Source organism: Arthrobacter livingstonensis (assembly GCF_003219815.1).
Classification (GTDB): Bacteria; Actinomycetota; Actinomycetes; order Actinomycetales; family Micrococcaceae; genus Specibacter; species Specibacter livingstonensis.
This window is the reverse complement of record NZ_QJVD01000006.1, coordinates 160,398-173,331: the sequence shown is the minus strand read 5'-3', so window position 1 is coordinate 173,331 and position 12,934 is coordinate 160,398. Positions and strand designations below refer to the sequence as shown.

The 12,934-nt window shown below is 66.6% G+C and carries 12 protein-coding genes; 2 read left to right on the top strand and 10 right to left on the bottom strand.

Annotation, left to right across the window (positions count from 1 at the left end; translation table 11 throughout):
* Positions 1–157: 157 nt before the first annotated feature.
* Both CVV68_RS07765 and CVV68_RS07760 read right to left on the bottom strand, forming a co-directional pair.
* On the bottom strand, positions 158–2,524 hold the full coding sequence (locus CVV68_RS07765) for a glycoside hydrolase family 65 protein (RefSeq protein ID WP_110500422.1): 2,367 nt from the start codon (positions 2,522–2,524) through the stop codon (positions 158–160).
* A gap of 72 nt (positions 2,525–2,596) precedes the next feature.
* Positions 2,597–3,331, bottom strand: coding sequence for an HAD family hydrolase (locus CVV68_RS07760; RefSeq protein ID WP_110500421.1), 735 nt, complete (start codon positions 3,329–3,331; stop codon positions 2,597–2,599).
* Between the two features lie 206 nt (positions 3,332–3,537).
* On the opposite strand from CVV68_RS07760, the gene CVV68_RS07755 reads away from it, so the two are divergent.
* Positions 3,538–4,215: a peptidyl-tRNA hydrolase gene (locus CVV68_RS07755; protein WP_110500420.1), complete on the top strand. Its 678-nt coding sequence runs from the start codon at positions 3,538–3,540 to the stop codon at positions 4,213–4,215.
* Positions 4,216–4,324: 109 nt separating this feature from the next.
* Here the strand turns inward: CVV68_RS07755 and rlmN are convergent, their stop codons facing one another.
* From rlmN to CVV68_RS07735, 4 genes are all read right to left on the bottom strand, one after another.
* Positions 4,325–5,581, bottom strand: a complete 1,257-nt coding sequence (rlmN, locus tag CVV68_RS07750) for a dual-specificity RNA methyltransferase RlmN (protein ID WP_110500419.1) — start codon at positions 5,579–5,581, stop codon at positions 4,325–4,327.
* A 99-nt stretch (positions 5,582–5,680) separates the two neighbouring features.
* Positions 5,681–5,872, bottom strand: a complete 192-nt coding sequence (locus CVV68_RS07745) for a hypothetical protein (protein WP_110500472.1) — start codon at positions 5,870–5,872, stop codon at positions 5,681–5,683.
* A gap of 61 nt (positions 5,873–5,933) precedes the next feature.
* Complete coding sequence (locus CVV68_RS07740; protein WP_110500418.1) at positions 5,934–6,320, bottom strand: DUF1304 domain-containing protein; 387 nt, start codon at positions 6,318–6,320, stop codon at positions 5,934–5,936.
* Between the two features lie 37 nt (positions 6,321–6,357).
* Positions 6,358–8,106, bottom strand: a complete 1,749-nt coding sequence (locus CVV68_RS07735) for a pyruvate dehydrogenase (protein WP_110500471.1) — start codon at positions 8,104–8,106, stop codon at positions 6,358–6,360.
* Positions 8,107–8,308: 202 nt separating this feature from the next.
* Between CVV68_RS07735 and CVV68_RS07730 the strand changes: the two genes are divergently transcribed.
* Positions 8,309–9,787, top strand: a complete 1,479-nt coding sequence (locus tag CVV68_RS07730) for a mannitol dehydrogenase family protein (RefSeq protein WP_110500417.1) — start codon at positions 8,309–8,311, stop codon at positions 9,785–9,787.
* Between the two features lie 40 nt (positions 9,788–9,827).
* Here CVV68_RS07730 and CVV68_RS07725 read toward each other — a convergent pair whose 3' ends face one another.
* The 4 genes from CVV68_RS07725 to CVV68_RS07710 form a co-directional block, all read right to left on the bottom strand.
* A complete protein-coding gene (locus CVV68_RS07725; RefSeq protein ID WP_110500416.1) occupies positions 9,828–10,163 on the bottom strand; it encodes a type II toxin-antitoxin system PemK/MazF family toxin in 336 nt (111 codons plus the stop codon).
* A complete protein-coding gene (locus CVV68_RS07720) occupies positions 10,160–10,396 on the bottom strand; it encodes a DUF2191 domain-containing protein (RefSeq protein WP_110500415.1) in 237 nt (78 codons plus the stop codon). The genes CVV68_RS07725 and CVV68_RS07720 overlap by 4 nt, the downstream gene beginning before the upstream one ends.
* Positions 10,397–10,491: 95 nt before the next feature.
* Positions 10,492–11,892 carry an FGGY family carbohydrate kinase gene (locus CVV68_RS07715; protein WP_110500414.1) on the bottom strand — a complete coding sequence of 467 codons (1,401 nt, stop codon included), beginning with the start codon at positions 11,890–11,892 and terminating at the stop codon, positions 10,492–10,494.
* Positions 11,889–12,845, bottom strand: a complete 957-nt coding sequence (locus CVV68_RS07710) for a sugar-binding transcriptional regulator (RefSeq protein WP_110500413.1) — start codon at positions 12,843–12,845, stop codon at positions 11,889–11,891. The genes CVV68_RS07715 and CVV68_RS07710 overlap by 4 nt, the downstream gene beginning before the upstream one ends.
* Positions 12,846–12,934: the final 89 nt, after the last annotated feature.

The window sequence follows — 12,934 nt, the reverse complement described above, 5'->3', positions numbered from 1 at the left end:
GGCGGTGCCGCACCATCCAGCTTGCCACACGGGCCCATCAGCGCCTGAGGGCGCGGAAACGGCGGGCCGGCGGATCCCTGCTCGCGCCGACAGTGCAGCTCTGGCGGGCCGGCTGAGCTGCACTCTCGACGCGGGGGAGGAATGCCGTGTCCGCCGCCTAGGACAGCCCCTTTCCGATGATGGGGATGCCGGTGGTGGGGAAGGAACTGGGGAAGACGGCGCGCGTTGCCACGGGCGCCGGATCCAGGGCCACCTTGACGTCCTCGTCCGGGCTGAGCTGCACCGTGGTGCCGCGAACGTCGACGGCAAGCCGTCCGAATTCGTGGCCGTCCTGCAGGTTGAAGGTGATCGAATCGGAGGCCAGGGACACGGACAGCAGGGCCCCGCGCACGTTCAGCTTGAAGGATAGGCTGTCCCAGTTGGCAGGCAGGCGCGGGTCAAAGTGGAGCATCTCCGCCTGGTCGCGCATGCCGGCGAAGCCGCACACCAGCGAACTCCAGATCCCGCCAGCTGAGGCGATGTGCACCCCGTCGACGGTGTTGGCGTGGGTGTTGTCGAGATCAATGAAGACCGCCTCGGTGAAGTGCTTCAGCGCGGTTTGGCCGTAACCCACCTCCGCCGCCATGATGCCCTGCACGCAGGCTGACAGGGTGGAATCCCCGGTGGTGATGGGATCGTAGAAGTCGAACGCGCGCTGCTTTTCCTTAGGCGTGAAGTCCCGCCATTGCAGGAACATCGCCAGCACGGTGTCGGCCTGCTTGAGCACCTGGTGGCGGTAGATCACCAGCGGGTGGAAGTGCAGCAGCAGGGGATACTTGTCCCTGGGCGTGGTCCAGTCCCAAGGCTCCAAGGTCATGAAGTCCGCGTCCTGGCTGAAAACCTCAAGGTGCGTGTCGTAGGGCAGGCACATGCGGTCTGCGGCCTGCTGCCAGACCTGCTGCTCGCGCTCGGTGACGTCTGGGCGTCCCCGGACGGCGGCCGCCTTGCGCAGGTTGAAGCGGGCCATGACGTTCGTGTACAGGTTGTCGTTGACCACAGCCGTGTATTCGTCGGGGCCGGTGACTCCATGGATGTGGAACATGCCGTCCTTGCCGAAGAAGCCCAGGGACGCCCACATGCGGGCCGTCTCAATGAGCAGGTCCGCGCCGATTTCGTCGCGAAAGGCGGGATCTTCCGTGGCCCACTCGTAGCGGTTGGCGGCAAAGGCAATGGCGGCGGCGATGTGGAACTGCGCCGTCCCGGCAGCATAGTAGGCACTGGCCTCCAGCCCGTTGATGGTCCGCCAGGCGAACAATGCCCCGTCCACGCTGAGTTCGGCGGCACGGCGGCGTGCCGTGGGGAGCATCTGGTGGCGCGATTCAAGGACCTGCCGGGCCGCCAACGGGTTCGTATAAGTCAGGTATGGCAGGAGATAAATTTCCTGGTCCCAGAAATAGTGGCCCTCATACCCGGCACCTGTGACGCCCTTGGCCGGGATGCCGGAGACGCCGGCCCGCGCGGTGGCCTGGGCCAGCTGGAACAGGTTCCAGCGAACCGCCTGCTGCAACTCCGGCTGGCCGCCGATGACAATGTCCGCCACGTCCCAGTAGCGGCGGTAATGGTCGGCGCTGTCGGCGAAGATGGCCTCGACGTCCAGCAGCGCGGCCCCTGCTTCGGCGGCAAGCACCTCTCCCCGGTCTTCAGCGTTGCTTTCCCCGCCCACCGCATAGCTCACGGACTTTTCCAGCCGGAACGTCCCGCCTTCCTCGAGGGCCAGGACGTAGCGGACAGTGGAAACGTCTTCGGCCACCAGGGTCTCAAACGGCTGCTCCTCCGAATTGATCTGGTGGCGGACGGCCAAGGCCACGCGCTGGTGCGAGGATGCCGTCTCCCACGCCAAGTCCAGGGCGCCGCCGGACCCTTCCAGGTAGAGCGGCTGCAGGATCCTGTCCGCGTGGCGGCCGGGCCTTCGGGGATCGTTGAGGGACGGCTCGGTGGCAGGCTGGTCCTGCCGATCCACGACAGCGCTCGTCACGTCGACATAGACCTCCTGGTCCGCCAAGATCGTCAGTTCAATGCCCAGGGATCCCCGGGATTGAAAGCCAACGGCGCGCCGCAACACTGTGGTGACCTTGGCACCGGAGCGGGCCTCCCAAACAATGGCGGATTCGTGGACTCCGGTGGCGAAGTCAATGCTCTGCCGGTAGTCCAGGACCGTGGACTCGGCCAGCTGGAGGTGTTCACCGTCGATGATGACAGTGAAATTGCTGGCGTCCGGGACGTAGACAATGCGCTGGCCCGTCCGGGCAAAGCCAAAGGCGTTCTCGGCGTGTTGGATGTCCCAGGTTTCATAAAAGCCATTGATGAACGTGCCCGGCAGCACCCCGGGGCCGGAAAAGGCATGTGAACCGCGGGTTCCCAGATGCCCGTTGCCCAGCGCCATCAGCGTTTCCAGTGTGCCGTCGTCGTCCGGCCGGTGGGACGCCTCCACAAGCTTCCAGGGATCGCAGGGAAAGCGCTGGCGGTCGGAGCTGATCAATGCCATGGATTGGTCTCCTTTTGGGGGATTCTTTGGGCAGGTGCATCTGCAAAGGCGGGCAGGGCGACAGTACTGGTGTTAGAGGAGCTCGGCCAGGTCGTTGACCACCACGGTGGCGCCGGCGTCGAGCAGTGTCTGGCGGCCGGCACCCCGGTCCACGCCGATCACGGAACGGAAGTCTCCGGCGCTCCCGGCCTGGACGCCGGAGACCGCGTCCTCCACCACAATGCAGTCCTGCGTGGGCACTCCCAGCAGTTCCGCGGCGTAGCTGAAGGTGGCATGGTCCGGTTTGCCCGGCAGCCCGTGGCCGGCCGCGAACTGGCCGTCCACCACCACGGGAAAGTGGTGGTCAAGTCCGGCGGCTTTAAGCACGGCGGGTGCGTTCCGCGAGGAGGAGACGACGGCGAGTTTGAGGCCGCGGGCCAGTGCGGCTTCCACGAACCTCACCGATCCGGGATAGGGTTCCACACCGTTGGACTCGATGATGGAGTTGAAAACGAGGTTTTTGCGGTTGCCCAGCCCATGGACGGTGTTGTGGGCCGGATCGTCATCCAGGGGCCCTTCCGGCAGGGTAATCCCCCGGGAGGAAAGGAAGTCCCGGACGCCGTCAAAACGGGGCTTGCCGTCGATGAAGTCAAAGTAGTCGCTTCCCCGGTAGCCGGCATGGCCGGTCTCTGCCAGGTAGCCGTCAAAGAGTTGCTGCCATGCCTGTTCGTGCACGAGGGCGGTCGGCGTCAGCACGCCGTCGAGGTCAAACAACAGTGCGGTGGCGTTGGTCCAAGCGGTGTCCGTGTGGACGGTGGCTTCGGTCATGGTCGCGGTCCCTTCATTGCTTGCGGGCTGGCCTTGCGTTCATTGTCCAACACTCCCAGCATATGCCGGACGGGCCCGCCGGCGCCCTTCGGATCCGGCCAGCCACGCCATATTTTTGCGGGCAGGCAGTCCCGGGCAGGATAAATTCTTTCCCACAACTCCCCAGCGGTCCGGAGCGGGCCCCCGCGGCGGCATAGGCTGGTGCGGTGAATGAAGTCGCCGGCGCCCCGTCCCCCGAAGAAGAGCCCCCGCGCGAGCTGGTTCAACCGATCATATTGCTGGTGGACCGGGTGCAGCCTGCCGGCGCCGATCAGGGAATCGCCGCCGCCGCGCTGGCCTCCGTGCAGGCGTTCATGCGCGACCCCGAAAATCCCTCCTGGCAGCTGTGGGCCTCGGGCGCCTTTGCCAAGTCGGTCCGCCGGGCGGACGCGAAGATGTTCGCCAAGGTCCTGGCTGCGTTCCCTGACCACGTGCTGGCGACAGTGGGAACCGCGAGCGCGGCGGGCCTGCCGCCCCTGCCGGCGGACGGGCTGCCGAAACTGCTGACCAAGCTGCAGGTCTCCGGCACTCAGCTGCCCGACGGCGGAGCTCTTCCCGGCCAGCCGTTGACCGTCGTGCTCAACGATTCGCTGCGCATGTCCACAGGCAAGGCGGCGGCGCAGGCTGCCCATGCCCTGTTTGCCTGGCTGCTCGACGCCGGCCCGCACGCCGTGGATGCGTGGGCCGCCGCCGGATTCCCGGTGGGGATCGTGCACGCGTCCGGCAGGGATTTCCGCAAGGGTGCCCGGAAGGCCTCCGGGCCGGTCATCCAGGATGCCGGCCGCACCGAAATCGAGCCTGGCTCCACCACCGCGTATGTGGTGGCGGACTTTGCCCGGCAATAGGAACAGGCCCCGCAATGGGTGGTGGTGTGGAGGACGCAACCCCGCGCCTAAACCGGGGACGACGGCGGAACCCCAGCTCCGCCGTCGTCCTGGGAACTCCGGGGATCCGCTATTCGGCGGCGGCGAGCTGGCCGCAGGCGCCGTCGATTTCCTTGCCGCGGGTGTCGCGCAGCGTCGTGGGGACGCCGTGGGCAATCAAGGTGTCAATGAATTCCTGCATCACCGCGGGTTCGGAGGAGGTCCAGATTGAGCCGGGGGTCGGGTTTAGCGGGATCGGGTTCACGTGGACCCAGCCGCGGCCGCGCTGGTTCAGCTTCTTGGCGAGCAGCTCCGCGCGCCACGGGTGGTCGTTCATGTCCTTGATCAGCGCGTACTCGATGGAGACGCGGCGGCCGGTGACCTTGTAGTAGTTGTATGCGGCGTCCAGGGCGGCGTCCACCTTCCACTTGTCGTTGACGGGGATGAGGTCGTCTCGCAGCTCATCATCCGGGGCATGGAGGGACAGTGCGAAGGTCACCGGGATGTTTTCCTCGGCCAGCTTGTTGATGGCCGGGACCAGGCCCACGGTGGAGATGGTGATGCCGCGGGCGGACATGCCCAGGCCCTCGGGACCATCGGCAACCATGCGGTGCACGGCGTTCATGACGCGCTTGTAGTTCGCGAGTGGCTCGCCCATGCCCATGAAGACAATGTTGGTGACCCGTTCGGCGTCGTGTCCGCCGTCGCGGCGGAGGTGGCCCAGCCCGCCCTCGGCGATGACCCGGTTGGCCTGCACAATCTGGTCCAGGATCTCCGCGGCGGACATGTTGCGCGTCAGCCCGGCCTGGCCGGTGGCGCAAAACGGGCAGTTCATGCCGCAGCCGCACTGGCTGGACACGCACAGCGTCACGCGGCCTGGGTAGCGCATGAGGACGGACTCCACGAGCGAGCCGTCAAAGAGGCGCCACAGGAACTTCACGGTGTCGCCGTTGTCCGTGGTGAGGCGCTTGACCTCGGTCAGCAGCTTGGGGAACATGGTGTCCGTAATCTCGGCACGACGGTCCTTGGGGAGGTCGCTCATCAGCTCGGGATCGGTGGTGTAATGCTGGAAATAATGCACGGAGAGCTGCTTGGCACGGAACGCCGGCAGGCCCATCTCCTTGAACTTCGCCTCGCGCTCGGCCAGTGACATGTCCGCCAGGTGCGCCGGCGGCTGGGACACGCGGGGTGACTTGAACTGCAGCAGCGGTCGCCCCTCGGGGCCCTTTGCCTGCTTCCAGCCCTCCGTGGCGGGCTTGACCTGGGCGTTGCGGCCGACCGGGTGCGTCGTAGTGGCCGTCACAGTGGGCGCGGCAACAGGGCTGGGGGTGTTTATGGGGGAAGTCATCCTTTCCATTGTCCCTTACAACGGCGTGCCTGTCCCGCCTCCGAAGTTAATATCACATTTCCGGCGGCAGCGGCCGCGAACCACGCGCAGGAGGTGCGCTCAGTCGACAAACTCCGACTGCGTTTCGATGAACGCCCACTCCCTCCTGGTCAGCGTGCCGGCAACCACCTCGCCGCCGGCCGCCGTCACGGCGGAGAGGACGTGCCCAGGCACCGATTCCGCCTCCAGGTTCTCGCGCAGCCACTCCTTCGCCGGCAGGTCCAACTCAAGCCACCACAGATGAATTTCCACTTTGGCCACCCCCTTCGGATGTGCTTCCACGCTATGCCCGTTGGCGTTGCGATTCAATGGTTCACACCGCCAGCCCCACCAGGACAAGTACGACGGCGATGAGCGGCAGCGTGAGCTGCACCAGTGCCGCCCTGGCCTTGGTGGGCGAGGAGATGAGCAGCACCAGCCCGGCCGCGAGCATGGAACCACATCCGGCCAGCACCAGCGCGGCACCCACCGCGTGGTGGCCGGACACGGCGGCGATGATGCCGGCGAGCGCCACGACGGCCAGGAACAGGTTGTAAAAGCCTTGGTTGAAGGCCAGCTCCTTCGTGGCCTGGGCTTCCTGCCCCGTGGTGCCGAACGTCCTCCGGGTGGCCGGGGCCGTCCAGCGCAGGGATTCCAGCACGAAGATGTACACGTGGACCAGGGCGGCCAGGGCGGCGAAGACGAGGGCGGCGGTGAGCATGTGATTCCTTGCGTCGAGGTGGGTTTCGCCGGGCAGCTCAGCCGCGGGGGATGTTGCGCAAATTGCTGCGTGCCATGCTGACGGCCTCGCCGGCACCCTTGTTGAGCACGATCTTGGACATGGCCGTGGCAAAGCCAACCACCTGGGCACCCTTGATCTTCGGCGGGATGGACAGGGCCTGTGGATCCGTGATCAGTTCCACCAGTGACGGGCCGTTGTGGGCAAAGGCGGCCCGGTAGGCGTCGGCAATTTCCGCCGGGTCGGTGACGCGGACGGAGTGGAACCCCAGCGCCGCGGCAACGGCGGCGTAGTTGGCGTCCGGGACGTCCACGCCAAAGTCCTGCAACCCATCCACCAGCATTTCCAGCTTCACCATGCCCAGGGTCGAGTTGTTGAACACCACCACGTTGATGGGGAGTTTGTGGGCCGCGGCCGTGATGAGCTCGCCCAACAGCATGGACAGCCCGCCGTCACCGGAGACCGAGATGACCTGCCGGTCCGGGTACGCGGACTGCGCGCCGATGGCCTGCGGCAGCGCGTTTGCCATGGAGCCGTGCAGGTACGAGCCGATCAGCCGGCGCGTGCCCAGCGGGTTGATGTAGCGGGCCGTCCACACATTGCACATGCCGGTGTCCGCCGTGAAGATGGCGTCCTCGGCGGCAATCTGATCGAGCAGGGAGGCGGCATATTCCGGGTGGATGGGCACGATCTTCTCTGCCTTGCGGGTGTAGGCGCCCACCGCCTTGTTCATCAGCTTGTCGTGCTTCTTCAAGATGGCGTCCAGGAACTTGGAGTTTTTCTTGGCCTCAACAAGGGGCAGCAGCGCCGCCAGGGTGGACAGGACGTCGCCGTGGACGGCCAGGTCAACGTCGGTGCGCCGGCCCAGGTGCTCCGGCGCCCGGTCCACCTGGGCGGTGCGTGTGGCCGGCAGGAACTGGTCGTAGGGGAAGTCGGTGCCGAGCAGGAGGAGCAGATCCGCGTCCTCGATGCCTTCGGCCGCCGCGCCGTAGCCGAGCAGGCCGGTCATGCCGATGTCATAGGGGTTGTTGTATTGGATGAAGTCCTTGCCGCGCAGGCTGTGGCCGATTGGGGCGTTCACCTTTTCGGCCAGCGCCACCACCTCGTCGTGGGCGCCCTGGACGCCGGCGCCGGCAAAGATGGCCACCTTGGCCGCCCCGTTGATCGCATCCGCCAGCTCCTGCACGCTTTCCGGTGCCGGGACCAGGCGGCCCGGGCGCAGGGGGCGCTGCAGGGGCGACGGCGCCGTGGCCGGGAGGCTGGCAATGTCTCCGGGCAGCGTCACGACGGCCACCCCGCGCAGGCCCACGGCATGCGCGATGGCATTGTGCATCACCCGCGGCGCCTGGTCGGAGGTGCTGACCAGCTCGGAGTACACCGAGCACTCGCCAAAGAGCCGGTCCGGGTGGGTTTCCTGGAAGAAGCCGCTGCCAATTTGCACGCTGGGCAGGTGCGAGGCGATGGCCAGCACGGGCGCGCCGGTGCGGTTGGCGTCGTACAGCCCGTTCATCAGGTGCAGGTTGCCGGGCCCGCAGGACCCCGCGCACACGGCCAGTTCCCCGGTCAGCTGCGCCTCGGCACCGGCGGCAAATGCCGCAGCCTCCTCGTGGCGGACGTGGATCCAGTCGATGCCGCCGTTTTTGGCTCCACCGGTTTTCCGCACCGCATCCACCAACGGGTTCAGGCTGTCGCCCACAATCCCGTAGATGCGCCGCACGCCGGCGGACTGCAGTTGTTCAATGAGCTGGGTGGCAAGTTCCTTGGCCATGGGCACGTCTTTCTGCTGATGGTGATCCGCACGATCTTCCAGATCAACCTACCGCAGGAGGTCCTGCCGCGGCAGTGACTGACGCCGACCATCCACCGTGGCCTCCCACAAGTGGCCCGCAAGCATATTTTCTCAAATGAGCGCATGCCAAAAGCTCATTTGATACAATGGGATCCGGATCACGTCTGCAAGGGAGTTCATTGTGCCGCAACTCAATACCACCAACCTTTCCACGCTGCCGGGGAACGTTGGCGTCCCGGGCTACGACCGCAGCCAGGTCACCACCGGCATTGTGCACTTCGGCGTGGGCGGCTTCCACCGCGCCCACCAGGCCATGTACCTGGATCGGCTCATGAACGCCGGAAAAGCACTTGACTGGGGCATTTGCGGCATAGGCGTGCTCCCGCATGACAAAAAGATGGCGGACGTCATGGCCGAGCAGGACTGCCTCTACACCCTGCTCCTGAAGCACCCGGACGGCACGCGCGAAGCCCGCGTGATCGGCTCCGTCACGGAGTTCCTGTTCGCCCCGGCAGACCCCGGCGCGGTCATCGAGAAGATGGCCTCCCCCGACACGCGCATCGTCTCGCTCACCGTGACCGAGGGCGGCTACAACTTCCACCACGTCACGGGCGAGTTCGACGCCGGCAACCCGGATGTGGTCCACGACCTGTCGCCCAACGCAGCCCCGCGCACAACGTTCGGCCTCGTCGCCGAAGCCCTCGCCCGGCGTCGTGCCCGCGGCATTGAACCGTTCACGGTCATGTCCTGCGACAACATCCAGGGCAACGGCGACGTGGCGAAGAAGATGTTCACCGCGTTCGCTGCATTGAAGGACCCGGAGCTGGGTGCGTGGATGCGGGACAACGTGGCGTTCCCCAACTCGATGGTGGACAGGATCACGCCCGTCACCACGGATGAAGACCGCAGCGCAATCGCCAAGGAATTCGGCGTGGTGGACCAGTGGCCGGTGGTGTGCGAACCGTTTGAGCAATGGGTCCTGGAGGACACCTTCCCGCTGGGCCGCCCGCCGTACGAGGACGCCGGCGTTCAGCTCGTGGAAGACGTGGAACCCTACGAGCTGATGAAGCTGCGCCTGCTCAACGCCACACACCAGGGCCTGTGCTACTTCGGCTACCTGGCCGGGTACCGGTACGCCCATGAGGCAGCCCAGGACCCGCTGTTTGCGACGTTCCTGCTGGACTACATGGACCACGAGGGCGGGCCCACGCTGTCGCCACTGCCCGGGGTGGACCTGCCGCTATACAAGCAAACGCTGATTGAGCGCTACTCCAACGAACACGTCCGCGACACCCTTGCGCGCCTGTGCGCGGAGAGCTCGGACCGCATCCCCAAATGGCTGGTCCCGGTCATCCGGATCAACCTGGCGAACGACGGCGAGATCGCCCGTTCCGCCGGCATCGTCGCCTCCTGGGCGCGCTACGCCGAAGGGACGGACGAGTCGGGGCAGCCCATTGAGGTTGTGGACCGGCTGAAGGAACCGCTCATGGCCGCCGCCGCCAAGCAGCATGGGGACAAGCTGGCGTTCCTGCGCAACCGCGACGTCTTCGGCGACCTGGTGGACAATGCCCGGTTCACTCAGGCATACCTGCGCACGCTGGACACCCTGCACGACAAGGGCGCCCGGGCGGCAGTTGAGGCGCTCGTGGCGCTGGACTGACACGGCGCACTCGCACTTGGTTTCATGGCGGCGTGCCGCTTCAGCGCAGGCCCTGGCAGTCGACCGCCACCTCGAGAGCACCGCAGATCTCGCGCATGCGGGAATCGGCCAGCCGGCCGAGCCTTGTGACCAGCACGGCAATTGAGAGGCTCTCGACGGAATCGAGGTTGACTGCGCAGCGACGAGGGACCGGGTCGTCACCTGGCTCAAGGACGACTTCACTGGGAAGCCCTCGAATCGTCGTCGTGCATGGTGCGACGAGGGCGCGTCCAAGTCGGGGGATCGCCGCGTCACGTGACAGGACGACGACGGGGCGACGGCCGATTTCGGCAAGCTCGCACCACCAAAGTTCTCCCCGGGCCGGCAATGCGCTCATGAGGCTGAGGCGGCTTGCCGAAACGACGCCAGATCGCCCCATTCGTCCGGCTCGGCGAGCGGGTGCTCGTCGTAGGCGGCGTAGCTTGCATCCAGTTCCACGGCGCGGTGGCGAACGAGCAACGCCTTGAGTGCCGCATCAATGAGAGCTGCGTCGTCAAGGCCCAACGTCACCCGACGTGCCTCGGCCAAGAGATCGGCATCCACTGTTGTGCTCACTCGTGTGCGGGTCATGCCATCATTATGGCACCGTGGGCGCGGCACCGGCAGTTCGCGGCACCGGCAGGGGTGCTCGGCTGGGTGTGCTCGGATGGGCCGGCAAGTGGGGACTACAGCGCGTAAACCGCCCGGCGAGCGGCAATGTACCGTTCGCGCACCACGGCTCCCCAGTCCCCGGCCGGCTCGAACGACTCCTCGATCCGCCGGCCCCACACGGGCAGTTTTCCCGTGGCGGCCCAGGCCGCCTGCCGGGCTGCTCCCAGCGCCACGTACTCTCGGGCCTGGGGAACCTCCACGGGCACGCCAAAAACGGCAGCCGCAGCCTCCCGCAGGGCCCGCGACTTGGAGCCGCCGCCAATGAGCAGCACCCGCTCCACCGGAACGCCAAGGCCGGCCAGTTTAGCCAGGGCGTCAGCGAGCGGGTTCAGCACCGCCAGCACGCATGCCCGCGCCAAGTTTTCCGGCACCATGTTGGCGCGGGTCATGCCCACCAGCGTCCCGGTGGCGTCGGGCAGGTTCGGCGTGCGTTCCCCGTCGAGGTAGGGCAGCAGGGTCAGCCCGCCGGCATCCGGTGCCGCGGCGAGCGCCAGCCGGTCAAATTCGGCCAGATCCACCTTGAGCATCGCAGCCCCGGCCGCCAGGACGCGCGCCGAGTTGATCATGGCCAGCAGCGGCAGGTGGCCGCCGGTGGCGTCGGCAAATCCCGCCACCTCCCCCGAGGCGTCGCGGATGGGCGTGGCTGAAACGCCAAAAACGGTTCCGGAGGTGCCCACGGAAACCACAATCTCCCCGGGCGCCAGTTCCAGCCCCAGGGCAGCACCGGCGTTGTCCCCCATGCCCGCGCCCACGACGGCGGCACTTGCACCCCAGCGCGGCAAGAGTCTTCCGGCGCTTGCCTCCGGCGCCAGCACTGGCGGCAGCGCCGGCACGGAACCAAAAAACCGCTCCAGCAGTTCCGTCCGGTACCGGTCGGTCCGGGGGTCAAAATAGGCGGTTCCGGAGGCGTCGCTGCGGTCCGTGCTCCACCGGCCGGTCAGCTGGAGGTTCAGCCAGTCGTGCGGCAGCCCAACTGTCGCCACCCGGGCCGCATCGTCCGGGCGCTTGTGCGCCAGCCACGCCAGCTTGGTGAGGGTAAAGGAGGCCACGGGCACCAGATTGACGGCGTCCGCCCACGCCTCGACACCGAGTTCAGCCACCATGCCGGCGGCCTGGGCTGCGCTGCGGACATCGTTCCACAGCAGTGCATCATGGACCGGGACGCTGCCTGCATCCACGGCCACCATGCCGTGCTGCTGGGCCGCAACGGCTGCGCCAATGACCTGCCCTCCCAGGCCGGCAATGCCGGCAGCATCCCATGCCAGGGACAGTGCCGAGGTCCAGATTCCGGGGTCGACGGCGGTGCCGTCCGGATGTGTGGCGGACCCCGTGGCAACCTGTTCACCCGTCTCCACGTTCACGGCCAACACCTTGCAGGACTGCGTGGAGGAGTCCACGCCCACCACAATGTTCATGCGGACTTTCCCTTCCGGGCGGGTGTTGCAGCCTGCAGGGCGAGCGCCAGGGCCTCGTCAACAACCAGTGTCTGGACAATTCCGGCGGCAATGCAGGCCCTGACGGCCGCGGCCCTGCCGTTTCCGTGGGCAACAGCAATCACTGTGGGCGTGCCGCGCAGCTGCGGAACGGTGACAGAGAGCACCCGGGCGTCCAGGTCGGAGGCCACCGGTGCGCCGTCCGCGGCAATCAGCCTGCCGGAGCATTCCGCCACCGCACCGTTCGCCAGCGCTTCCTGGCGGACGGCATTGTCCACCCTGTCCCAAACGGTGGAGAGGTTGGGACCCCAGGCGCCGAGTGCCACGACGGCCAGGTCCAGGGAATCAGCCTTGCCCATGGCGTCGGCAATTTCCGGCTGCCGGCGCAAACCGTTGGCCGTTGCCGCACTGTCCACGACCAGCGGGGCCCACATGGGCCAGGTGGCACCCTTGCCCATCCGGCCCAGCCGCTGGACCAGTTCCAGGGGGTTGCCGCCACCAGGAACCGGGAGGGCTCCGGCCAGCTGGACAATGTTGCACTTGGGAAGTTCGCTCACATGCCGGGCGGCCAGATCCAGGGTGCGCGACCACGAGATGCCAATGGTCATGCCGGTGCGGACGTCCCGCATGAGTTCGCCGGCCACGGCGTGGGCCTGCAAATCCCGTTGCTCCAACTCGTCGCCGACGTTTTTTACAACCACCACCCGGCGGATACCCAGGGCATGTGCCAACGCGCCGGCGTCGATTGCCGCCTCGCGGCCGGGGTGGCGGATCTCAATGTGGACTATGCCTTCAGCACGCGCCTCATCCAGAAAGCGGGCCACCTGGAAGCGGGAGATGCCGTGCTCGGTGGCGATTTCCACCTTGGAACGGTTGTCCAAATAGTAGGCCTGGCCAATGCTTGCCAGCAGCTCTTCATGCGTTAACCGGGACACGCGGCACCTTCCTTGAAAAACCTTTTGAGCGTTAGTCCTTGCTCAGATGAGTATATATGGCTAAAGTCACTTAACAAATGAGCGTAATC